The 20,361-nt window shown below is 71.2% G+C and carries 18 protein-coding genes; 7 read left to right on the top strand and 11 right to left on the bottom strand.

Annotated features, from left to right (window positions below; translation table 11 throughout):
- Nucleotide 1 precedes the first annotated feature (1 nt).
- Nucleotides 2-820 (bottom strand): DUF1206 domain-containing protein, encoded by an 819-nt coding sequence (locus ACWD26_RS16985; RefSeq protein WP_451270697.1) that lies wholly within the window; start codon nucleotides 818-820, stop codon nucleotides 2-4.
- A gap of 23 nt (nucleotides 821-843) precedes the next feature.
- The gene (locus tag ACWD26_RS16990) at nucleotides 844-1,233 is read right to left on the bottom strand and encodes a hypothetical protein (RefSeq protein ID WP_451270699.1); all 390 of its coding nucleotides are present in this window, start codon (nucleotides 1,231-1,233) and stop codon (nucleotides 844-846) included.
- Between the two features lie 182 nt (nucleotides 1,234-1,415).
- Here ACWD26_RS16990 and ACWD26_RS16995 point away from each other — a divergent pair, with 182 nt between their 5' ends.
- From ACWD26_RS16995 to ACWD26_RS17015, 5 genes are all read left to right on the top strand, one after another.
- A complete protein-coding gene (locus ACWD26_RS16995) occupies nucleotides 1,416-2,339 on the top strand; it encodes a MurR/RpiR family transcriptional regulator (protein ID WP_451270701.1) in 924 nt (307 codons plus the stop codon).
- A 276-nt stretch (nucleotides 2,340-2,615) separates the two neighbouring features.
- The gene (locus ACWD26_RS17000) at nucleotides 2,616-2,999 is read left to right on the top strand and encodes a hypothetical protein (protein WP_451270703.1); all 384 of its coding nucleotides are present in this window, start codon (nucleotides 2,616-2,618) and stop codon (nucleotides 2,997-2,999) included.
- Between the two features lie 107 nt (nucleotides 3,000-3,106).
- Nucleotides 3,107-3,421 carry a YkvA family protein gene (locus ACWD26_RS17005; RefSeq protein WP_451270705.1) on the top strand — a complete coding sequence of 105 codons (315 nt, stop codon included), beginning with the start codon at nucleotides 3,107-3,109 and terminating at the stop codon, nucleotides 3,419-3,421.
- Nucleotides 3,422-3,461: 40 nt separating this feature from the next.
- Nucleotides 3,462-4,775: a CAP domain-containing protein gene (locus ACWD26_RS17010; protein WP_451270707.1), complete on the top strand. Its 1,314-nt coding sequence runs from the start codon at nucleotides 3,462-3,464 to the stop codon at nucleotides 4,773-4,775.
- A gap of 130 nt (nucleotides 4,776-4,905) precedes the next feature.
- On the top strand, nucleotides 4,906-6,021 hold the full coding sequence (locus ACWD26_RS17015; RefSeq protein WP_451270709.1) for a serine hydrolase domain-containing protein: 1,116 nt from the start codon (nucleotides 4,906-4,908) through the stop codon (nucleotides 6,019-6,021).
- A 25-nt stretch (nucleotides 6,022-6,046) separates the two neighbouring features.
- Here the strand turns inward: ACWD26_RS17015 and ACWD26_RS17020 are convergent, their stop codons facing one another.
- The 3 genes from ACWD26_RS17020 to ACWD26_RS17030 form a co-directional block, all read right to left on the bottom strand.
- Nucleotides 6,047-8,407 carry a glycoside hydrolase family 65 protein gene (locus ACWD26_RS17020; RefSeq protein ID WP_451270711.1) on the bottom strand — a complete coding sequence of 787 codons (2,361 nt, stop codon included), beginning with the start codon at nucleotides 8,405-8,407 and terminating at the stop codon, nucleotides 6,047-6,049.
- Entirely contained in the window at nucleotides 8,404-9,144 is a 741-nt protein-coding gene (locus ACWD26_RS17025) for an HAD family hydrolase (RefSeq protein WP_451270991.1), read from the bottom strand. The genes ACWD26_RS17020 and ACWD26_RS17025 overlap by 4 nt, the downstream gene beginning before the upstream one ends.
- Nucleotides 9,145-9,217: 73 nt before the next feature.
- Nucleotides 9,218-10,096: an ANTAR domain-containing protein gene (locus ACWD26_RS17030; RefSeq protein ID WP_451270713.1), complete on the bottom strand. Its 879-nt coding sequence runs from the start codon at nucleotides 10,094-10,096 to the stop codon at nucleotides 9,218-9,220.
- A gap of 95 nt (nucleotides 10,097-10,191) precedes the next feature.
- On the opposite strand from ACWD26_RS17030, the gene ACWD26_RS17035 reads away from it, so the two are divergent.
- Nucleotides 10,192-10,851: a nucleoside/nucleotide kinase family protein gene (locus ACWD26_RS17035; RefSeq protein WP_451270715.1), complete on the top strand. Its 660-nt coding sequence runs from the start codon at nucleotides 10,192-10,194 to the stop codon at nucleotides 10,849-10,851.
- Nucleotides 10,852-10,905: 54 nt separating this feature from the next.
- On the opposite strand, the gene ACWD26_RS17040 is transcribed toward ACWD26_RS17035, so the two are convergent.
- From ACWD26_RS17040 to ACWD26_RS17065, 6 genes are all read right to left on the bottom strand, one after another.
- A complete protein-coding gene (locus ACWD26_RS17040; RefSeq protein WP_451270717.1) occupies nucleotides 10,906-12,738 on the bottom strand; it encodes a hypothetical protein in 1,833 nt (610 codons plus the stop codon).
- Between the two features lie 5 nt (nucleotides 12,739-12,743).
- Nucleotides 12,744-14,501: a hypothetical protein gene (locus ACWD26_RS17045; protein WP_451270719.1), complete on the bottom strand. Its 1,758-nt coding sequence runs from the start codon at nucleotides 14,499-14,501 to the stop codon at nucleotides 12,744-12,746.
- A 2-nt stretch (nucleotides 14,502-14,503) separates the two neighbouring features.
- Nucleotides 14,504-15,406: a carbohydrate ABC transporter permease gene (locus ACWD26_RS17050; protein WP_451270721.1), complete on the bottom strand. Its 903-nt coding sequence runs from the start codon at nucleotides 15,404-15,406 to the stop codon at nucleotides 14,504-14,506.
- On the bottom strand, nucleotides 15,403-16,323 hold the full coding sequence (locus ACWD26_RS17055; protein ID WP_451270723.1) for a carbohydrate ABC transporter permease: 921 nt from the start codon (nucleotides 16,321-16,323) through the stop codon (nucleotides 15,403-15,405). Before ACWD26_RS17055 ends, ACWD26_RS17050 begins: the two co-directional genes overlap by 4 nt.
- A gap of 127 nt (nucleotides 16,324-16,450) precedes the next feature.
- On the bottom strand, nucleotides 16,451-17,773 hold the full coding sequence (locus ACWD26_RS17060) for an ABC transporter substrate-binding protein (RefSeq protein ID WP_451270725.1): 1,323 nt from the start codon (nucleotides 17,771-17,773) through the stop codon (nucleotides 16,451-16,453).
- Nucleotides 17,774-18,050: 277 nt separating this feature from the next.
- Complete coding sequence (locus ACWD26_RS17065) at nucleotides 18,051-19,172, bottom strand: ROK family protein (protein ID WP_451270727.1); 1,122 nt, start codon at nucleotides 19,170-19,172, stop codon at nucleotides 18,051-18,053.
- Between the two features lie 242 nt (nucleotides 19,173-19,414).
- Between ACWD26_RS17065 and ACWD26_RS17070 the strand changes: the two genes are divergently transcribed.
- Nucleotides 19,415-20,329 (top strand): BadF/BadG/BcrA/BcrD ATPase family protein, encoded by a 915-nt coding sequence (locus ACWD26_RS17070; protein WP_451270729.1) that lies wholly within the window; start codon nucleotides 19,415-19,417, stop codon nucleotides 20,327-20,329.
- Nucleotides 20,330-20,361 lie beyond the last annotated feature (32 nt).

Here is a 20,361-nt window from a genome sequence, read left to right on the forward strand (position 1 = left end):
CTCACACCTTGCGCCAGCGGGCCATGGCGAACGAGAACAGCCCGAACAGGACGAGGCCCGCCGCGACGCAGGCCAGAAGAGCCGGGCCCGCCGGGGCCTCGGCGAAGGAACGGAGGGTGTCGTCGAGCCCCTTGGCCTGGTCCGGCTCGTACTCGATCGCGGCGCGCAGGGCGAAGACCCCGGCCGTGGCGAACACCAGTCCGCGCGCGATCCCGCCGGCCACCCCGGTCACGTCGACGGCCCGCCGCGTCCGGCGGGACATCTCCCCCATCCGCAGATGCTTGTGGTAGGAGCGCATCGCGGCCCGTACACCGATCCACAGGCCCGCGACGATCACGCCGACGCCCGCCGCGCCCACGAGCCACTGGCCGCCGGGGATTTCGAGGGCCCGGGCCGTCACGTCCCGGGACTGCTCGTCGCTGGAACCGCCGCCGCTTCCGCCCCCACCGCTGCCCTCACCCGAAGCGAAGGTCAGCACCGAGTAGGCGACGAAGGCGTAGAAGACGAAGCGCGCGGCGGACGCGAGCCGCTTGGTCCACTTGCGGCCGTCCGGGCCCGCCGCGCCGAACACGGCCTCCGACAGCCGCCACAGCGCCATGCCGACGAGGCCGATCCCCAGGGCCCAGAGCATCACGGAGCCGAGCGGCTTCTCGGAGATCTCCGCGAGCGCGCCCTGGCGGTCCGCCTGCTCCGAGCTCCCGCCGAAGGCGATCTGCAGTGCCAGCGCCCCGACCAGCAGATAGATGACGCCACGCGCGGTCAGCCCGGCCCGGGCCGCGCCCTCCGTCACCGAACCCCGGGCCGCTCGCCCGCTCCCCATGCTCCCCACCCTCAAGGTCGTCATCAGCCGCGCCCCCGCGATCCCTCGACCCGCAGCTGGAGCTGAACCTCCTGGTCACCGGCTTCCACGCCCACCTGATGCACGGCGTACTCCTCCTCCAGCGCCGCCCGCAGCAGCCGTACGGCCGGCGGACTGCCCTGGACGTCGACCGTGACCGGCGCGGACAGCGGCTCGGGACGGCCCTCGGCGCCCGTGGCGACGGCGGCGGCCGTGTCGTACATGCCGGTCCACATCGTCGGCCGGTCGGTGCCGGTCTCATGCGGCGGGTCGTCGGGGCTCCGGTCCGATTCGAAGTGGGCGCGCAGACAGGCGAAGACCCGTTCGGCGTCCTGGGCGGAGCAGTCGCAGAGCACGACCTCCACCTGGGACACGGGCAGACTTGGCAGAGTCACGAGCGTTCTCCCTGGTGTGGACGACAAGGGGCGGGTACCCCCATGGTGTGCCCGAAACGGGGTCCTCGCAGGTCGCACCAGGAGGCCCCCGGGCCGCTCGGGCCGGGGTGGCCCGATCCGCCCGGGGGCGCCGGGGCCGTGGGCTATGTTGAGTGCTCGTGGGAGACGAAGGAGGCGCGCGGGTGCCATCGCCGCAGCAGGCACGTGCGCAGGCATCAGCGATCACGTCCGGGCGGACGGCCCCGGAGACGGAACAGTCGCCCACGTCCCGCCTCAGGGAACTGTTCGACGGTCCCCGGCTCTCTCCCGGGCAGCGGCGGATCGCCCAGTATCTGATCGAGCACATCACCGAGGCCGCGTTCCTGTCGATCACGGATCTCGCGGAGCGGGTCGGCGTGAGCCAGCCCTCGGTGACCCGGTTCGCCGCGGCCGTCGGCTTCAGCGGCTACCCCGCGCTGCGCGAGCGGCTCCAGGCCATCGCGCTCGCCACGCTCGGCAGCGCCCCGGGCACCACCGCGGCGGACCGCAGCAACGAGCTCCAGGCGGCCGTGGACGCCGAGATCGAGAACCTGGAGAACCTGCGGCGCGACTTCGCCGACCCCGACCAGGTCATCGAGATCGGCCGTGCCCTCTCCCGCTCGGCACCGCTGACCGTGCTCGGCCTCAGGATCTCCGGCGCGCTCGCCGAGTACTTCGCGTACGCCGCCCGCCGGATCCACCCCGACGTCCGGCTGGTGACGAAGGGCGGCACGGTCGCCTACGACGCCCTGCTGCAGTCCCGCGAGGCGGGCGGCACCTGGATGCTCGCGTTCTCCATGCCCCGGCACGCCCAGGAGACCCTGACCGCGCTGCGGGTGGCCCACGGCGCCGGACTGAAAGTGGCCCTGGTCACCGACCTGGCGCTCGGGCCGCTCGCGGACGAGGCCGACGCCGTCTTCGCCACGGGCACCGGCTCACGCCTGGTCTTCGACTCCTACGCCGCACCCGTGATGATGTCCTCCGCGCTGCTCCAGGCCATGACCGACGCCGACCCCGAGCGGACCCAGGCCCGTCTGGAGGCGTACGAGCAGGTCTCGGAGCAGCAGCAGTTCTTCCTCCGGGACTGATCCCGATCTCCCTACATGCCAGTACAGCAGGGGATTATTCACATCTTTCCCGGCATGAATTTTTTCATGTCCTTGCAAACTCATGGGTATATATAAATACTGCTCGCGGATCGTGGCCCGGTGGGACTCCGGGTCACGACGTCCACCCGGGTCCGTCCGCTCCTACCCGCCACGGCGCCCCGGGTGGGGCGGCCCCGGCCATCCCCTAGACCGGGGCCGCCCAGACTCCACACCCGCTGTACCCAATGGCGTCGATGCAAGACCGGAGCGTTGAACATGGCCCTCACCTCCCCGCCGATCCACACCGACTGGCCGTGTCAGGTCAAGACACCCGGCAGTTACGACTGGGAGAGGTCCGCGGCCAAGTGGCTGCGGGAGCTGGTGCCGGCCCGTTACGGCAGCTACCCGGCGATGATGCGGCACCCCGTGCTGCTCGCGCGGCACGCCCAGATCCAGGTCCAGCACGAGATCCGGGTCGCCCGCACCGCCCTGCAGACCGCCCGCTCCGAACTGCCCCGCCTCGGCATGTCCGAGTCGGTCATCGAGCACACCATCAAGATGTACGCCGCCGAGGTCATGCAGCTCAACCACATCGCCCGCTCCATCCGGGCCGTCAGCCAGGCCCTCGTGGACCACAACCTCGCCCGCGCCCCCCACTGACCCGGCCCCGCTCCCCGCGCGCCGCGATACACGGCGCCTCCGGAGGGAAGACGATGGACAGGGCACAAGCCGGGCACACGGCCCGGCTCGACTGAGGGGCGGGACCGATGGATTCCTGGACATGGGTGATCGTCGCGATCGCGGTCGTCGCGGCCGCTCTGCTGGGAGCGGCGGTCTGGCTGCTCCTCCGGCTCGTCCGCACCCGCCGCGACCTGCGCCGGGCGGGACTCCCCACCGGACCCAAGTGGGTCTTCTGGGGCGCCGTCCTCTATCTCGTCCTCCCGACCGACCTGGTACCGGACCCGGTCTACCTGGACGACATCGGTGTCCTCCTCCTGGCCCTGAAGACGATGCGCTCCGGCCGCCAGGACGCCCTGGCCGCCGAGCGGCAGGAGGGCACGGGAACCGCCCTGCGGGGGTGAGACGTTGTCGGGCTGACGGTCACTGCGGCGGACGGCACCGATGAGCGAGCTGACACCCGGGGGCAACCTCCCCCTGCCGGGCGGCACCCTGACGATCAGGGTGCCGGGTCCTTTCGACGTGTCCGCTCTCATCACCGACGACACCGGCAAGGTGCGCGGCGACGCCGACTTCGTCTTCTACAACCAGCCGACGGCACCGGGCGCCCGCCTGGCCGGTGAGACCCTGACGGTGGATCCGCCCGCCCTGCGCCCCGGCGCGACCCGTCTCACCGTCGCGATCAGCCCGGCCGACCCGGACACGCCGTTGGGCCACCTGCCCGCCCCGACCCTGCTCGTCAGCGTCCCCGGCGGCCGGACCGTCGCCCGCTTCACACCTCCGAGACCCGCGCGCGAGACCGTACTCCTCCTGGCGGAGTTGTACCGCAGGGGCGGGGGCTGGAAGCTGCGGGCACTGGGCCAGGGCTACGCGGACGGCCTGGCGGGGGTCGCGCGGGACTTCGGGGTGGACGTGCTGGAGGACGCGACGCAAGGCGTGCCCGCACCAGGCGCGACGCAATGCGCGACCGCACCGGCCCCCGACTCCGACGGCTTTCTCGGCCTGGTCAACGCCACCCGCGCCGCCGCGGGTTCCCCACCCGTATCCCTCAACGCCAAGCTGTCCGCCGCGGCCCGGGCCCACGCCACCGTGATGGCCGCGCAGGGCCGGCTCGCCACGGAAGGCACGGACGGCATCTCGGTGTACCAGCGCGTCACCGCCACCGGCTACACCTACCTCACCATCGGCGAACACCTGGTGTCCGGCCCCCGCACCCCCGCCGACTTCGTGGACTACTGCCTCTCCACCGCACAGGCCGGACAGACCCTGAGCGACCCGGCCTACAGCGAGGCGGGTCTGGCACACGTCACCGACCCCCGCTCGGGAACCGTGTTCTGGACGGCGCTCTGGGCACGCCCCTTCTCCCCCAGCGGCCTCCACCGGACCGCCACCGAAGTCATCACCCTCACCAACGCCGAACGAGCCGGCGCCGGCCTCCCCCCGCTCTCCCCCGATCCCCTCCTCACCGTCGCGGCCCAGGCGCACAGCGCCGACATGGTGGCGCGGGCCTTCTACGCGCACACCTCCCCCGACGGCGGCGAACCGTGGCACCGGGCGGCGGCGGCCGGCTCCACCATGCGGTCCATCGGCGAGAACATCGCGTGCGGCCAGCGCTCCGCCGCCGAGGTCGTACGCGGGTGGATGAACAGCCCCGGGCACCGTGCGAACATCCTCAAACCCGGCTTCACCCATATAGGTATCGGTTTCGCCGGCGGCGGCTCCGCCGGTACGTACTGGACCCAGCTCTTCGGCGGCTGAAACCGATCCGCCGGACCTGTCCCTCTTTCGAGTCGGTCAACTCGCTTGCACACCCGGTTACTTGACTCTCCGTGATCGCTCGACTCCAATGCCACCTGTCGATGACAGACGGCGACGGGAGACGAATCACATGGTTTCGAGAACGGTGGGCACGGGCGTGGCGACGCTGGGCGCGGTCGTGCTGTCCCTCCTCACGGTCCCCGCCCAGGCGGCCCCAGCCGCGGGGCCCGACACGACCGCGCTACGAAAAGTGCTGCGCACGGCGCTGTCGCAGGGAGCGCCGGGCGCGTTCGCGAGGATCGACGACAACGGCACGGTGCACCATCTGGCGGAAGGGGTCGCCGACCGGTCCACCAAGCGGGCCCTCGGCACCGGGGACCGTATCCGCGTCGGCAGCATCACCAAGACGTTCACGGCGGTGGTCCTGCTGCAACTGGTCGACGAGGGCAGGATCAAGCTCGACACCTCGGTGAACGCCTATCTGCCGGGGCTGCTGCCCGACAAGCGGATCACGGTGCGTCATGTCCTCAGCCACCGCAGCGGGCTGTACGAGTACACCAACACCCTCTTCTCCCCCAGCGTGGCGGGCTTCGAGAACGTGCGCGACAGGGTGTTCACGTACCGCCAGCTGATGGACCTGTCGCTCGCCAAGCCGCTCACCCACAAGCCGGGCGCGGCCTACGGGTACTCGAACGCCAACTTCGTCGTGGCGGGCATGCTCATCGAGAGGCTCACCAAGAAGCCGGTGGCGACGGCGTACCAGGACCGGATCATCAAGCCGCTGAAGCTGGCCGACACGTTCTACGTCCACCCGAAGAACACCATCCCGGGGAAGCACTCCCGCGGCTACATGACCGCCGACTCCACCGGCCGGAAGATCGACTCGACGCGGCAGACGGCGTCGTGGGCGCAGAGCGCGGGGGCGCTGGTCTCCAGCGCCAAGGACCTCAACAAGTTCATGTCCGCGCTGGTGAAGGGGAAGCTCACCTCGGCCGCCCAGCTGAACCAGATGCTGAAGTGGACGCCGGTGAGCAGCACCCAGGCGTACGGGCTGGGGCTGCGTCGGCGTGATCTGTCGTGCGGGGTCTCGGTGTACGGGCACACGGGGACCGTGCAGGGCTACTACACCTGGGCGTTCACCTCGAAGAGCGGCAAGCGCAGTGTGACCTCGTTCGCCAACACGTCCAACAACGGCACGGTGTACGCGACGATGAACCGGACGCTGGAGTCCACGTTCTGCGGTTGACGCTCCTTCGAGGTGCCCCGGCGTCTCAGCCCGTCCGCCCGCGGTGGTGGCCGGGACGCCGGTGCGGTGGCTGTTCCGGCTCCGGGCCGGGTGGTTTCGGTGCCGGGATGTCCAGCCGCCGGGGTTTGTCGCCGTCGAGGGTGACCGGTTCGCCGTAGTGGCGGATCGTCAGGGAATCGCCCGCGAGGAGTTCGTAGGTGGCGTACCGGGATTTGATCTCCACGCGCAGACAGTTGTCGAGCAGCCCGACGTTGAAGGCGAGCCTGCTCAGCCGCTCGGGGAGGCGGGGCGCGAAGCCGACGGCCGTGCCGTGGTGGCGCATCCCGCCGAAGCCCGCGACCAGCGCCGTCCAGGTGCCGGCGAGGGAGGCGATGTGGAGGCCGTCGCGGGTGTTGTTCTCCAGGTCCGCCAGATCCATCATCGCCGTCTCGGTCAGATAGTCGTAGGCCAGCCGGAGGTGGCCGACCTGGGCGGCGATGACGGCCTGGCAGCAGGCGGACAGGGAGGAGTCACGGACGGTGAGGGGCTCGTAGTAGGCGAAGTCGCGGGCCACCTGGTCCTCGTCGAAGCGGTCGCCGCACTTGTACAGCGCGAGAACCAGGTCCGCCTGCTTGACGACCTGTTTGCGGTAGAGGTCGAAGTAGGGGAAGTGCAGCATCAGCGGGTACTGGTCGGCCCCCGTGTTCTTGAAGTCCCAGCGCTGGTGGCGGGTGAACCCGGCGTGCTGTTCGTGGACGCCCAGTTCGTGGTCGTAGGGGATGTGCATGGCCTGGGCGGCGTCGCGCCAGGCGGCGCTCTCCTCGTCGTCGACGCCGAGCCGCGCGGCGCGGTCGGGGTGGCGTTCGACGGCGTCGACGGCGGCCAGGAGGTTCGCGCGGGCCATGAGGTTGGTGTACGTGTTGTCGTCGACGACGGCGCTGTACTCGTCCGGACCGGTGACGCCGTCGATGTGGAAGGCACCATGGTGGTCGTGGTGGCCGAGGGACCGCCACAGGCGGGCCGTCTCCACGAGGAGTTCGACGCCGGTGTCGCGTTCGAAGGCGGTGTCGCCGGTGACGGTGGTGTGGCGGACCACGGCGTCGGCGATGGCGGCGTTGACGTGGAAGGCGGCCGTGCCGGCGGGCCAGTACGCGGAACCCTCCGAGCCGTCGATGGTCCGCCATGGGAACGCGGCACCTTTCAGGCCGAGTTGGGCGGCGCGGTCGCGGGCGGCGGGCAGGGTGTTGCGACGCCAGCGGAGAGCTTCGGTGACCGCGTCGGGCGCGGTGTGGGTGAGCAGCGGCAGGACGAAGGTCTCGGTGTCCCAGAAGGCGTGGCCGTCGTAGCCGGAGCCGGTGAGGCCCTTGGCGGGGATCGCGCGCTGTTCGGCGCGGGCGCCCGCCTGGAGGACGTGGAACAGGGCGAACCGTACGGCCTGCTGGATCTCCTCGTCGCCGTCGACCTCGACGTCGGCGCGGGCCCAGAAGTCGTCGAGGCGGGAGCGCTGCTCGTCGACGAGGCCCTGCCAGCCGCCGTACGCGGCGGCGGAGAGTGCGGCGTCGACCTGGTCGGCGACGGCGGGCAGCGAGCGGGTGCTGGACCAGCCGTAGGCGACGGTCTTCTCCACCCGCAGCCGCTCGCCGGGCTTCAGGACGGTGGTGGCGGTGAGGCGGGCGACGTCGTCCCTGCTCTCGCCGCTGGTGGTGATCTCGCCGGGCCCCGTGACCACGTGGTCGGCGGCGGCGCCGACGCGCAGGCCGCTGCGCCGGGTGCGGTGGACGAGCCGGAGCCGCGGCCCGTCCGCGAAGTGCTCCTCCGGCTCCAGCGGGGCCTCGAGGGCGACGGCCGCCCGGGGGTCGCCCTTGCGTTGCGGCAGTTGCTCGTTGGCGACCAGCTCCGACTGGACGACGATGCGTGCCTCGCTGTCGACGGCCTCGACCTCGTAGGCGACGGCCGCGATCGCCCGCTGGGTGAACGACACCAGACGGGTGGAGCGCACCCGGACGGTCGTCCCGGCCGGTGAGGTCCACTCGCAGCTGCGGCGCAGCACCCCGGCGCGCAGATCCAGCACGCGTTCGTGGGAGTGGAGGCGGCCGTAGCGCAGGTCGAAGGGTTCGTCGTCGACGAGCAGACGCAGGATCTTGCCGTTGGTGACGTTGATGACCGTCTGCCCGGACTCGGGGTAGCCGTAGCCGGCCTCCGCGTACGGCAGCGGGTGGAGTTCGTGGACGCCGTTGAGATAGGTGCCGGGCAGCCCGTGCGGTTCGCCCTCGTCGAGGTTGCCGCGCCAGCCGACGTGGCCGTTGGACAGGGCGAACACCGATTCGCTCTGCGGCAGGACGTCGAGGTGGAGGCCCTGTTCGCGCAGGGCCCAGGGGTCGACGCCGTACGACCTGTGGGTGATCACGCCCAGTCCCCCAGTTCCGTGAGGTCCGGTACGACGACGTCGGCGCCGTGGGCGCGCAGGGCGTCCGCCTGGCCGACGCGGTCGAGGCCGACGACGTGGCCGAAGCGGCCCGCGCGTCCGGCGTCCATGCCGGCGAGGGCGTCCTCGAAGACGGCGGCCTCGGCGGGTTCGACGCCGAGGTCGTGGGCGGCGGCGAGGAAGGTGTCGGGGCGGGGCTTGCCCGGCAGTCCCCGTTCGGCGGCCACCACGCCGTCGATCCGTACGTCGAAGAGATGTTCGGCGTCGATCGAGCGCAGGACGTCCCGGCAGTTGGCGCTGGACGAGACGACCGCGGTGCGCAGGCCGTGGGCGCGGACCTGTTCGACGTAGCGCAGGGTGCCGTCGTAGGCCTCGACGCCGTCGGTGCGGATGAGGTCGAGCAGGATCTCGTTCTTGCGGTTGCCGAGGCCGTGCACGGTGGGTGCGTCGGGCGGGTCGTCGGGGGTGCCCTCGGGGAGGTGGATGTCGCGGGAGGCGAGGAAGGTGCGTACGCCGTCGGCACGGGGGCGGCCGTCGACGTACTCGTCGTAGTCGGAGGCGGGGTCGAAGGGCCGGAAGGCGTCGCCGTCGCGTCGGCGCAGGAACGCGTCGAACGCCCGCCGCCACGCGGCGGCGTGCACGACGGCCGTCTTGGTGATGACCCCGTCGAGGTCGAAGAGGCAGGCCCGGATCGTCTCGGGCAGGCCCAGTCCGGTCAGTTCGATCGTCTCTGTCATGGGGTGGGGGTTCCCCTCTCGGCGGGAGTCAGTGGGCCTTGAGCGCGGGAACCGCTCATCGTCGGCTGATGCTGCCGCCGCCGTGGGCGCGGCCGAGGGTGTGGAGGCGTTCGAGGGCGTCGAGGACGACGGTGCGGTCGTACCAGACCAGCCAGCGGCCGGCCTCGGCGCCGACCACCTCCAGTTCCTTGGCCTGCCACTTCGTCAATTGTCCTACCTTGCGGTCGACATGGACGGAAACGACGCCCACACACCGATGGGACTCGGTGGTCAGCGGCACGCTGTGCACAGCGCGGCAGCCCGCGCGCAGGATGGTCTCGCGGGCCGGTTCGGTGAACACCGGGTCCGTGGCGACGTCCTGGACGGTGACAAGTGCGGTGCTCCGCGCGGCGGCCGCGCAGGCCGTGCCGTCGTCGTCGACGTAGGCGAAGAAGTCGACGAAGTCCTCCGTGAGCCCTGTGTGCTTCTCGATGCGCAGTCCGCCCATGGTGCGGTCGGCGATCTGCACGTTGCCCATGTCGGTGCCGACGACGGCGAGGGTCTGGCTGAGCACGGCGGTCAGGAGCTCGCTCCGGTTGCCGCGTCCGAGACGGCGGTTACGGGCCTCCTCGAAGCTGAGGGCCGGTTCCGCGTGCCGGGCACGGCCGGGGAACCACAGGGCGCTCCGGTTGTCCGGCCGCGGGGCGCTGACCGCGGCCTCGGCGAGGGTGCGGAGCTTGACGTTGTGCTGCTGCGAGGCCCGCTGGAGCAGCGCGAACGCGGTCTCGGCGTCCGGCAGCGCATACCGTTCGCGCAGCATGCCCTGGGCCTGGGCGATCAGCGGCCGGCCCTCCATGCGGGCGCGCAGCTGGCGCACCTGGGCGCGCAGCCGCGCCAGTTCCTCCCGCACCGCCTCGCCTTCACCGTCGGGCTCCGACCAGGTTCTCTCCCTCATCCGGTACCTTCCGCTTCTCCCCGCTCCGAACGACAGCGGGGCTCGTCTGCCCGGTCTCGTCCCGCGTACGCCCGATCCGGTCTACCGTCGTCCGCATGCCCCTGACCTTCGACGACCTGCTGGAGCGGGCCGCTTCCCTCGTCCGCCCCGGCCACCGGGCCCTCCTCGGCATCACCGGCGCTCCCGGGGCGGGGAAGAGCACCCTCGCCGAGCGGTTGACGCGCACGCTCAACGGCGACGGCGAGCCCTGGGTCGCCCACGTCCCCATGGACGGCTTCCACCTCGCCGACGTCGAACTCGACCGCCTCGGCCGCCGCGACCGCAAGGGCGCGCCGGACACCTTCGACGCGGCCGGCTACGCGGCCCTGCTGGAGAGGCTGCGCGGCGACGAGCGGGACGTCGTCTACGCGCCGGGCTTCGAGCGAACGCTGGAGCAGCCCGTCGCCGGCTCGATCCCGGTGCCGCCCACCGCCCGCCTGGTCGTCACCGAGGGGAACTACCTCCTGGTGGCCGACGGGCTCTGGCCGCGTGTCCGTTCCCGCCTCGACGAGGTCTGGTTCTGCGACCTCGACGAGCCCGAACGCGTGCGCCGCCTCATCGCCCGCCACGAGGAGTACGGCAAGGGACATGAGGAGGCCGTCGCCTGGGTCCTGGGAACGGACCGGCGCAACGCCGACCTGGTGGGGGCGACGAGGTGTCACGCGGATCTGGTGGTGCCGGAGTCGGCGATGCCGAAGGGCGAGGCGGGGGCGTGAACGAAGCAGCCCGACGTCGCCGGGGATCGTCGGGCTGCCGGGATGGGGCCGGTGTCAGGCGCGGAGCGTCAGGGTCGGTTCGCCCCGCTCGTCACCCGCCGGGTTTCCGATGAGGGCGGTGAACGCCTCGGTGCGGACCGTCAGGCCCTCGGGGGTGCGTGCGAAGGTGGGGGCGAAGACGGCGCCGGTGCCCCCGTAGCGCACGGCGAACACGTTCAGGTCGTCCGGCGCTCCCGGTGCGGGCGTCGCCTCGATGGCCGTGGAGGCGATGAGGTGGGACCAGCCCTCGTCGGGGTTGCCGTAGCCGCGGGGGTCGGCGGCGAGGGCGAAGGCGGTCAGTTCCTGGGTGGTGTCGGTGCGGGCGTCGAAGAACTCCGGGCCGTCGAGGGACGGGTGGGTCAGACGCAGTTCGCCGGCCGACGTCACCTCGGCGTCCGCGATACGGCGCAGGCCGTCGCCGTCGTCCGAGACGTACGGCAGCCCGGCGAGGAGGTACGGCTCGCCGGGGAGGCGTTCGACGGCGACCGTGGTCCACAGGCGGGTGCCGTCGGTGACGTACAGGGACTGGACGTGGCGCAGGACGTGGTCGCGGGTGACGACCGGCTTGGTGACCAGCTTGGCCGCGAGGCCGTCGGTGCGGACGTCCCGGACGCGGGTCTCGCCCATGGGGCGGCAGAGCAGGAAGCCGTCGACGACCGGGCCGAAGCCGTGCTGGCGGTTGACGGCGGCCGGGAGGAAGTACGTGCCGTTGGCCTCGACGAGTGACGGGGTCATCTTCGAGTCGAAGGCGACCGAGACCCTGCCCGCCCGCAGTTGGTGCCGGACCGGCTCGGTGGACGGTGTGCGGTGCCAGGGCGTGGTGTCCTGGATCTGCCAGACCAGCATCCACGCGAAGTGGCCGTCGACGCCGCCGTCCGGCTTGACCGCGTGCCGGCCCCAGCGGGTGTCGCCCCGGTAGCGGCCCAGGTCGGCGCCGATGCGCCGGCCGAAGTAGCGCAGGCCGAGGACGGACTCGAAGCCGGAGTGCTGTTCGCTGTAGCGGGGGCCGCCGACGTCGAAGCCGCCGGTGGTCAGGCGGGCGTCCAGATAGCGGGCGACCGCCTCCCCGTCCTCGGCGAAGATCTGCTCGCCGCTGACCAGATGGGCCTGGGCGAGGAAGGACAGCGAGATCGGGCCGTAGTTGTTGTCCCAGGCGCCGCCGTGCTCCGGCGGGAGGAGCGCGCCCCGGTCGCGTAGGCGGTGGGCGCGGATCTCCTCGGTGTACAGGTCGATCGCGCGGGCGCGGACCTCCTCCCCCTCCTCGGGCGGGAGGTGGCGGGCCAGCATCAGGCCGCCGACGACGCAGCCGATGGCCTGGTTGCCGGCCTCCTGCGGGTTGAAGAAGGTCGCCTCGGTGAGCCAGCGCCAGTAGCCGCGGCTCATGTCCCGCAGGGCGTCGGTCTGTTCGGTGTCCAGAAGGCCGTCGGCGAGGTCGAGCAGGTTGACGGCCTGGAGCAGCGCCCACACCGTGCTCGGCCAGTCGCCGATGGGGTGGGCGCCGGACGCCAGGGTGTAACGGGCGTACGGGAAACCGGAGTCGCGGACCCGGAGGTTCGGGTAGCCGGGGTTGTCGTCCGTGTAGACGCGCTCGCGGAGGTGGAAGTCCGTGCTGCGGCGGACGGCCTCCGGCAGGCGTGGGTCCTTCGTGCGGTGCCAGGCGAGGGCCAGCAGCGAGGTGATGCCGAGGGAGGTGTCGCCGATGTCGTCCACGCAGTCGGGGTGTTCGAGGTTGCCCTCGGGCGTGAGGCGCGCGAGGGCCTGCTCGGTGACGTCGGCGAGCACGGCGTCGTACGCCTCCGGAGTGTCCGGCAGGTCGTGCAGCGGACCGAGCTGGCGTGGGAGGTGCACGGCGATCAATCCTTCATGCCTGGGGTGGCCATGGCGTGGTTCGTCGGGGTCACGGGTGCGGGCCGGCGGGCGCGCAGTGTGAGGGTCAGTGTCTGCGGTCCGTGCCCACCGAGGTAGACGCGGTTTCCGGTCGTCGCGTCGGTGCCGCCGACCACGGTGTAGTCCTGCCCGGGGTCGTAGCGCAGTACGTCGCTCCGGTCCGGTCCGGCGAGCGGTTCGCCCGTCTCGACGGTGGCCTCGACCCGGATCTCGTCGTCGCCGACGCGGTAGGTCAACGGCTCGGTCGTCAGGCACCAGCTTCCGTCGCCGAGCGGTACGGCGCCCTGCGGCTCGCCGCCCGGCCGGAAGGTCAGTTCGAGGGCCCAGGGCACCGGTGGGCCGCCGATGTCGATCCGCAGGTCGGCCCCGTCCTCCCGCAGGTCGACCTCGACTCGGGTCATGTGGGAGACCTCGTCCTGAGGGCGGTCGGGGAAAGCCATCGCCGCGGAGAAGCGGCCCTCGTCCACCAGGCGGTAGGCGCCGTCGTCGCGCCTCCGGTCCTTCGGGAGCGGCTGGTAGTAGGCGGTGGTGAGGGTTTGGGTGAGCCGGTACCGGTTGTCGGCGAGCTGTTCCATGTCGGCGGCGCGGAACGGGCCCAGGTCGAAGAACACCCGCGAGAGGCGGACCGCGTCGAGGACGGCGGCACCGGCGAACAGGCGCAGGAAGGTGGGGTTGCAGGCGAGGCCCGAGCGGATGCGCCGGTGCTCGGGCACGTCGGAGCCGCCGTACACCACGGTGTGCGCGGTGGCCGAGACGCGTGCGGCCAGGCGTGCGGTGGTGAGGTACCGGCCGCGCGGGAGTGTCTCCGCCTCCGGCGCCGGCAGGGCGCGGCACAGGTCCGGGGTGAGGAGGGTCCGGGCGAGCAGGTCGGGGTCGTCGATGCCGTCGGCGGCCGCGAGGTGGGCCGCGCGGGCGAAGTCGCCCCGGCCGGTGCGGATCGCGAGCAGCCGGTAGTGCGGCAGGTAGGGCCACAGCGGGAACGAAAGCTTCTGGTCCTGGCGGCGCGAGTGGACGGTCTCCACCGTGCCGTCCGGCCTGATCAGGTCCAGGGTCGTGGCGAGGTTGCGTTCGACGGCGTCCAGCAGGTCGGTACGCCCGAGCACCTCGGCCAGCAACAGCAGCGACGGGGTGGTCACGATGGACGCGTAGACGGCGCTGCGTTCCGAGTACAGGCCCTCCGCGTCGATGTCGACGCCCTCGGCGAGCCACTCCTCGACGCGGTCGAGCAGCCGGTCGTCCGGGAACGACCGGTGCAGCCGGGCCAGCGCCGCGCTCAGCTCCCAGCGGTGGTTCGGGGTGTGCACCCCGCCGGTCAGGAGGCTGCCGGTGGCGGCGTCGGCGATCTCGGCGAGCGTGGCCGTGACCTCGCGCAGCTCCGGCCCGGCGCCGGCGGCGAGGACGTACGCGTCGCACACGTCGTTGACGGTGAAGGCGGAGTCCGGCGGCGACTGCACGTTGTCGCCGCCGGCGAAGAGGCCGGTGGCGGTCTGCACGGCCCGCAGGGCACGGAGGTGGGTCATCGCGGCCGTCACGGCCCGCCCGCTGCCGTGCAGTTCCGAGTCCGCCGAACGGTACGCCGCGACCAGGGTCTTCACCCGCGACGCCAGACCACGGTGCGGCACACCGGCGGGTTCCTCGTCGGGGCGGGCCGCGAGCGGGGCGGCCGTCCGGTCGGCGGCGCGGGCCGCCGACCGGACGAACTCGTGGTCGAGCGGGGTGGGCAAGGTCAGTCCTTCAGTCCGGCGTTGATGTCGGCGTTCATGACGTACTTCTGGAACACCAGGAAGACCACGATCAGCGGGACCATGGAGATGACCGATCCGCCGAGCAGCACCGACCAGTTGATGTTCTGCGCGCCGACGAGGCTCTGGATGCCGATCTGCACCGTGAACTTCTCGGGGTCGTTCAGCATCAGCAGCGGCCAGATGTAGTCGTTCCAGCGCCACTGGAACGACAGGATGGCGAGCGTCAGCATGATGGGCCGGGAGAGCGGCACCATGATCCGCATGAAGATCGACAGCTCACGCGCGCCGTCGATGCGGGCGGCCTCGATGAGTTCGTCGGGGACCGTCAGGAAGAACTGGCGGAACATGAAGCAGCCGGTCGCGGTGAGCAGGGCCGGGAGGATGATGCCGGAGAGCGAGTTGTAGAAGCCGAGGTCGCGGACCACCAGGAACAGCGGGGCGAGCATGACCTCGGCCGGCAGCATCGTGGTGGCGAGGATGCAGAGGAAGAATGCCTTCAGCCACTTGTTGTCGTACTTGGCCAGCGCGTACCCGGTGCAGCAGCTGACTCCCACGGTCAGGATCGTCGCGATCAGACACACGATGATCGTGTTGACGAAGTACCCGGAGAAGTTGGCGCTCGCCCACGCCTCCTTGTAACCCGACACGGTGGGGTCGTCCGGGAACACCGTCAGCGGAAGGGAGAAGAGGTCTCCCGCCGGTTTGAAGGAGCTGAGGACGAACCACAGCACCGGGATCCCGTAGAGGCCCGCCAGGACCCACAGCAGAGTCGTCGGGGCGATCGCGCGCCGAAGCCCGCCGGTCGCCGAGCCGCGGGACCGCTTCCTGGGGACGGCCCGCACGGAACCGGCGTCGACTTTGCGCACTGCGTCTGTGGTTGTCATCGGTTCTCCACCCGCCGGTTGACCATCATCTGGATGATCGCGACGGCCATCAGGATGAGCATGAGCACGAACGACGCGGCGCTCGCGTAGCCGATCTGGCCCGACTTGAACCCCGTCTGGTAGATGTACTGGACAAGCAGGTTGTTCGACGTTCCGGGTCCACCGTTGTTGAGGGAGGCGAACACCGCGTATTCCTTCATCGCGTGGATCGTGTTGAGCAGGATGACGATGAAGGACGTGGGGGCGATGCTCGGCAGGGTGATACTGAAGAACTGGCGCCACGGACCGGCGCCGTCGAGCGCGGCCGCCTCGTAGTACGACGTCGGGACGTTCTTGATCGCCGCGATGAACAGCAGCATGGAGAAGCCCGTCCAGGCCCAGGCCGCCGCCACCACGACCACGATCAGTGACAGGTCCGCGTTCGACTGCCAGGGAACGGCGCTTCCGCCGACCTTCTCGATGAAGTAGTTGACCAGTCCGAAGTTCTCACCGAACAGCCACCGCCACAGGACACCCACGATGATGGGCGACAGCAGCCACGGGATGAAGAAGAAGATGCGGGCGACCGACGCGCCCTTGGCGTTCTTGCTCACCAGCACGTTGGCGATGAGCAGCGACAACACGAAGTTCAGCGGAACGAAGAGCACGGTGTACAGCAGCGTGCGGGTCGTCGCGGCGTAGAAGGTCGAGTCCCCGAGCAGCTTCTGGTAGTTGTCCAGCCCGACGAACTGGAACGCACCCACGCCCGTGTAGTTCGTGAAGGAGTAGACGAGCCCGATCACCGCCGGCCAGACGAAGAACAGCGCGAAGAGCACGACATTGCCCGCGATGAGGACGAGCGGTGCGAGGGTGTACTTGCTGCGTCTCCTGGGCGGGCTCACGGACACGTCCGAAGCGTCCGGGGCGCGTTTTGTCATCTTCCTGACTCCGTGCTGGTGGAATGGGTTCCTGGAGGCTCAGGCCATGGGCCCGGCATCACATGGGTGGGGTCCGCAGGTCCGGGCGGCGGGGCGAGACCCGCCGCCCGGATCTGCCGGCCTACGCTCAGCCGCCGACCTGCTGGTTGTAGCCGTCCACGATGTTCTGCAGGGCCTTGTCGGCCGACTGCTCGCCGTTGATCGCCTTGCCGAGCTCCGCCTTGGTCGGGTCGTCGGCGAGGCTCTTGCCCTTCAGCACCCAGTTCGTCTGCGCGCGGTTGAAGTAGCCGGAGATCGGGTCGTAGAGCGGGATGGACTCGTTGTAGAGCTTGAACGCCGCCTGCGCCGCCTCGGACTTGAAGGGGTACTTCGGGTTCAGACCGCTCTCGACCGGCAGGAAGCCGGAGGCCTCGCACAGCGCCTGGTAGTGGTCCGGCTCGTACAGCCAGGACAGGAACTTCTTCGCGGCGCCGGCCGCGTCGGCGTTGTTGTTGAAGCCCACCGTCATGCCGCCGCTGTTGACGTCACTGGCCTGCACCGGCTGGGCGGGAGTCGGGACGCTCGCCCACTCGAACTTCGTGATGCTCTCCGCGTAGGCGGCGACCTGCCACACGCCGGACCAGTAGGCGACGACGTCACCGCTCTGGAACATGGCCGACGGGTCGGCGCCGCTGGTCCACACCGACTTCGGCATGGTCTTGTCGTCGTTCCATCCGACGAAGGTGTTCACGGCCTTCTTGGTCGCCCCGTCCACCGAGAACTTGCCGGAGTCGTCGGCGTGGACGTACTTGCCGCCCATCTCGTACACCATGGCGCGCAGCCGGGACGGCGACTGGTCGAAGGTCAGGGAGTACTTGGCATTGGTCTTCTCCCGGACCTCGTTCGCGGCCTTGATGAACTCGGTCCAGGTCCAGGTCTTGTCGGGCGAGGTCGGGTAGTCGACGCCGGCCTTCTCGAAGAGCGACTTGTTGATGAACATGCCGGACGCGGTGATGTCCGAGGGGATGGACAGCACCTTCCCGGACGAGTCCTTGGCGACGAAGTTGGCGTTGATCTTGTTCGTCTTGTTGTTGGCGATGTCGCTGAGGTCGATCAGCTTGTTCGACCAGATCGGGTCGAGCGCCGGCACGGTCGCCACGTCGGGCAGCGAGTTCGCCTGCGCGGAGTTGCGCAGCTTCGTCGCGTAGCCGTCGTAGGGGATGTTGACGAGCTTGACCTTGACGCCGGTTTCCTTCTCGTACTGCGCCACCATCTTCTTCCAGCCCGCGTCCTGCCCCGGAACGGTGGAGATCCAGAACGTCAGCGACTTGGAGGTCCCGCCCGAGTCGGACTCCCCTCCGCAGGCGGAGAGCAGCAGGGTCGCCGCCGAGGCAACGGCAGCGAGGGGAACCAGGCGGCGCACACCGCCGCGGCCGAGTCGGCGGGAGCGCCGCACACCCACAGTGATCATCTTCGATCCCTTTTTCGTCGTAGGGGACTGAGCACGGCGCCGACCGAGGCGGCACGGGTGCAATTTGCAGGAGGAGGTGCTTTCCGGGGGCGCGGCCTCGCCCGGCCGCGTCGTCCACGCGGGGCGGGATCCCCGGCCGTTCTGGCCGTCACCGCACGGGCACGCCCTCGTGCGGTTGCCGTACGTCGAGTACAGGCGGGATCGCTCGCCCCAAGCCGGCGTCCCGGCCGACTTAGAAAGCGCTTGTCCGGACATTGGCAGATGCCGGTGGAGTCCGTCAATGCTTCACCGCCGCACCTCCGGTCACGGTTTGGATTCCCCGGGCCACGGCCAGCCGACTGGCGCCCACCACGGTGCCGCTGTCGCCGAGCGCGCTGCTCACGACCTCGGTGGGCCAGCTCAGCCGGGCCAGTTCGGCCCGTACCCCGGGCAGGAGCAGGGGCTTCGAGCCGACGGCGCCGCCCAGCACGATCAGGCCGGGGTCCAGGACGGCGGTCGCCGCGGCGGCGAGCCGGCCCACGTCGGCGGCGTGCCGGCCGACGACGGCGCGGGCCGTGGCGTGTCCGGCGTCGGCCAGCGCGAACAGCCCGTCGACGGTGTCGGGGCACACGCCGTCCGCGCCCCGCCAGGCGTCCGCCGCCCGGCGCAGCAGGGAACCCGCCCCTATGTGCGCCTCCAGGCCCTCGTGGCGCGGTTCCCGGTCCGCGTCCCACGGGTACGGCAGCCGGGCCACCTCACCGGCGGCGCCGTTCGCGCCGCGCAGCACGTGACCGCCGATGACGACACCGAGACCGATACCGACGCCGATCCGCAGATAGCCGAAGGTGTCCCGGCCCCGGGCGGCGCCTTCGTGCAGCTCGGCCAGGGCGGCGCAGTTCACGTTGTTCTCGACGTGGACGGGCACGCCCGGGGGGAGCGCCACGGTCAGGGCGTCGAAGATGGGGCCGGCCTTGGCGGTCGCGGGCCGTACGGCCGTGCCCTCCCGGCCCTGGACGGTGACGTCGCCGACCGCGACCACGATGGCCCGCAGCGGCGCGCCGGCCGACAGCCCGGCGAGGGCGTCCCCGACCACTCCGACGGTGTCCGCCCGCAGGCCCGTGCCCTCGGCGAGCAGAGTGCCGTCCAGGGCGCAGACCCGCACCCGGGTGACGCTCGGGCCGAGGTCGACGGCGAGTACCGCGCCGGCGGCGCGCCCGAGGTCGTACACGGCCGCCGACCTGCCGGTTCCACCGGAGAGGGTGCCTGAGCGGGCGGCGAGACCGGCGGCCTCCAGCTCGGCCACGGCGGAGGAGACGGTCGGCTTGGACAGGCGTGCCCCGGTGGCCAGTTGGGGGCGGGTGGCCGTGCTCGACGCGGCCAGTACGGCGAACACAGCGCGGGCGCTCTCGCTCAGTTCCATGCTCTCCCAGTCCCTGCCGTGATCATCCGGCCGCACGGTCGTGCGGTATCCGGGTCCGAACCCTTGACGCACCTTTATTCGTTAGTTAATTTCCTAACGAAGTCAAGCGGTACTCGCCTACCGCACCAGCAGAGGCCCGTCCCGGGGCTTCCCTAGCACCCCCCACAGACCCTGGGGGTCCAGGCACGGTTTCGCCCAGCCGTCGCTGCGCCATCGCAACGCAACGACGAGAGAGGCCTTTCGTGCAGGACTCCGGACCCGTCGCGGTCGGTATCGACGTGGGCGGCACCAAGACCCATCTCCGTGCTGTCACGGGGACGGACCTTGTCGCCGATCACATCCGTACGAGCCGCGGCTGGCGGCCGCACGACCCGGCGGCCGCGACCGCATGGCTGGCCACGCTGGTCGGGGAGGTGCTGCCCGCGCGCACCCGCCCCTCGGCCGTGGCCGTCGGTGCCCATGCCTGCGAGACGCCCCGGCAGTGCGAGGGGATACGTCTGGCTCTCCAGGAACGGCTTCAGGTGCCGTGCCTGGTGGTGGGAGACGCCGAACTGCTGGTCCCCGCCGCCGGTTTCGAGCGGGGCGTGGGCCTGGTCGCGGGCACCGGTTCGGTGGCCGTCGGCAGCTCCGCCGACGGCGCTTCGGTGCAGGTCGGCGGCTGGGGCGCGGTCCTCGGCGACGAGGGCGGCGCCGCCAGTCTGGTCCGTGAGGCGGTCCGTGCCGTCTGGGCGGCGCACGACCGGGGCGAGGCGCCCGACGTGCTCGCCGACCGGCTGGTCGCCGCCTTCCAGGTGAGCGAGGTACCGGCTCTCGGTGGGGCGCTGGAGGCCGCCACGGCCATGTCGGCCGACTGGGGCCGGCACGCGCCCGTGGTGTTCGAGGCCGCCGAGGAGGGCTCCGTTCTCGCCCGCCGGGTGATCGCCGACGGCGGCCGCGCGCTCGCCGCGCTCGTGGCGCGGCTCGCCGCCCGCGGGGTCGCCGCGGACGACGTGGTGGTGGCCGGCGGGACGATCCTCTCCCGGCCCGTCCTGTACTCCGCATTCGCCGAAGCACTCGCCGACGCTGTACCGTCCGCGCGACCGCATGTGCTCCAAGTGCCTCCGGTCGAAGGGGCGTTGGCACTGTCACGAAGTCTCCTCCGACCGGTCATCCGCTGATCACCGTTCGGTCGCCGACCGGCCACCAACCG

It is taken from the genome of Streptomyces sp. NPDC002787 (assembly GCF_053592095.1).

Bases quoted from the DNA above. Each gene is read 5' to 3' on its own strand.
- ACWD26_RS16985 (WP_451270697.1), bottom strand. From the start codon at position 820: ATGGGGAGCGGGCGAGCGGCCCGGGGTTCGGTGACGGAGGGCGCGGCC.
- ACWD26_RS17000 (WP_451270703.1), top strand. From the start codon at position 2,616: ATGGCCCTCACCTCCCCGCCGATCCACACCGACTGGCCGTGTCAGGTC.
- ACWD26_RS17005 (WP_451270705.1), top strand. From the start codon at position 3,107: ATGGATTCCTGGACATGGGTGATCGTCGCGATCGCGGTCGTCGCGGCC.
- ACWD26_RS17010 (WP_451270707.1), top strand. From the start codon at position 3,462: ATGAGCGAGCTGACACCCGGGGGCAACCTCCCCCTGCCGGGCGGCACC.
- ACWD26_RS17015 (WP_451270709.1), top strand. From the start codon at position 4,906: ATGGTTTCGAGAACGGTGGGCACGGGCGTGGCGACGCTGGGCGCGGTC.
- ACWD26_RS17030 (WP_451270713.1), bottom strand. From the start codon at position 10,096: ATGAGGGAGAGAACCTGGTCGGAGCCCGACGGTGAAGGCGAGGCGGTG.
- ACWD26_RS17035 (WP_451270715.1), top strand. From the start codon at position 10,192: ATGCCCCTGACCTTCGACGACCTGCTGGAGCGGGCCGCTTCCCTCGTC.
- ACWD26_RS17050 (WP_451270721.1), bottom strand. From the start codon at position 15,406: ATGACAACCACAGACGCAGTGCGCAAAGTCGACGCCGGTTCCGTGCGG.
- ACWD26_RS17055 (WP_451270723.1), bottom strand. From the start codon at position 16,323: ATGACAAAACGCGCCCCGGACGCTTCGGACGTGTCCGTGAGCCCGCCC.
- ACWD26_RS17060 (WP_451270725.1), bottom strand. From the start codon at position 17,773: ATGATCACTGTGGGTGTGCGGCGCTCCCGCCGACTCGGCCGCGGCGGT.
- ACWD26_RS17065 (WP_451270727.1), bottom strand. From the start codon at position 19,172: ATGGAACTGAGCGAGAGCGCCCGCGCTGTGTTCGCCGTACTGGCCGCG.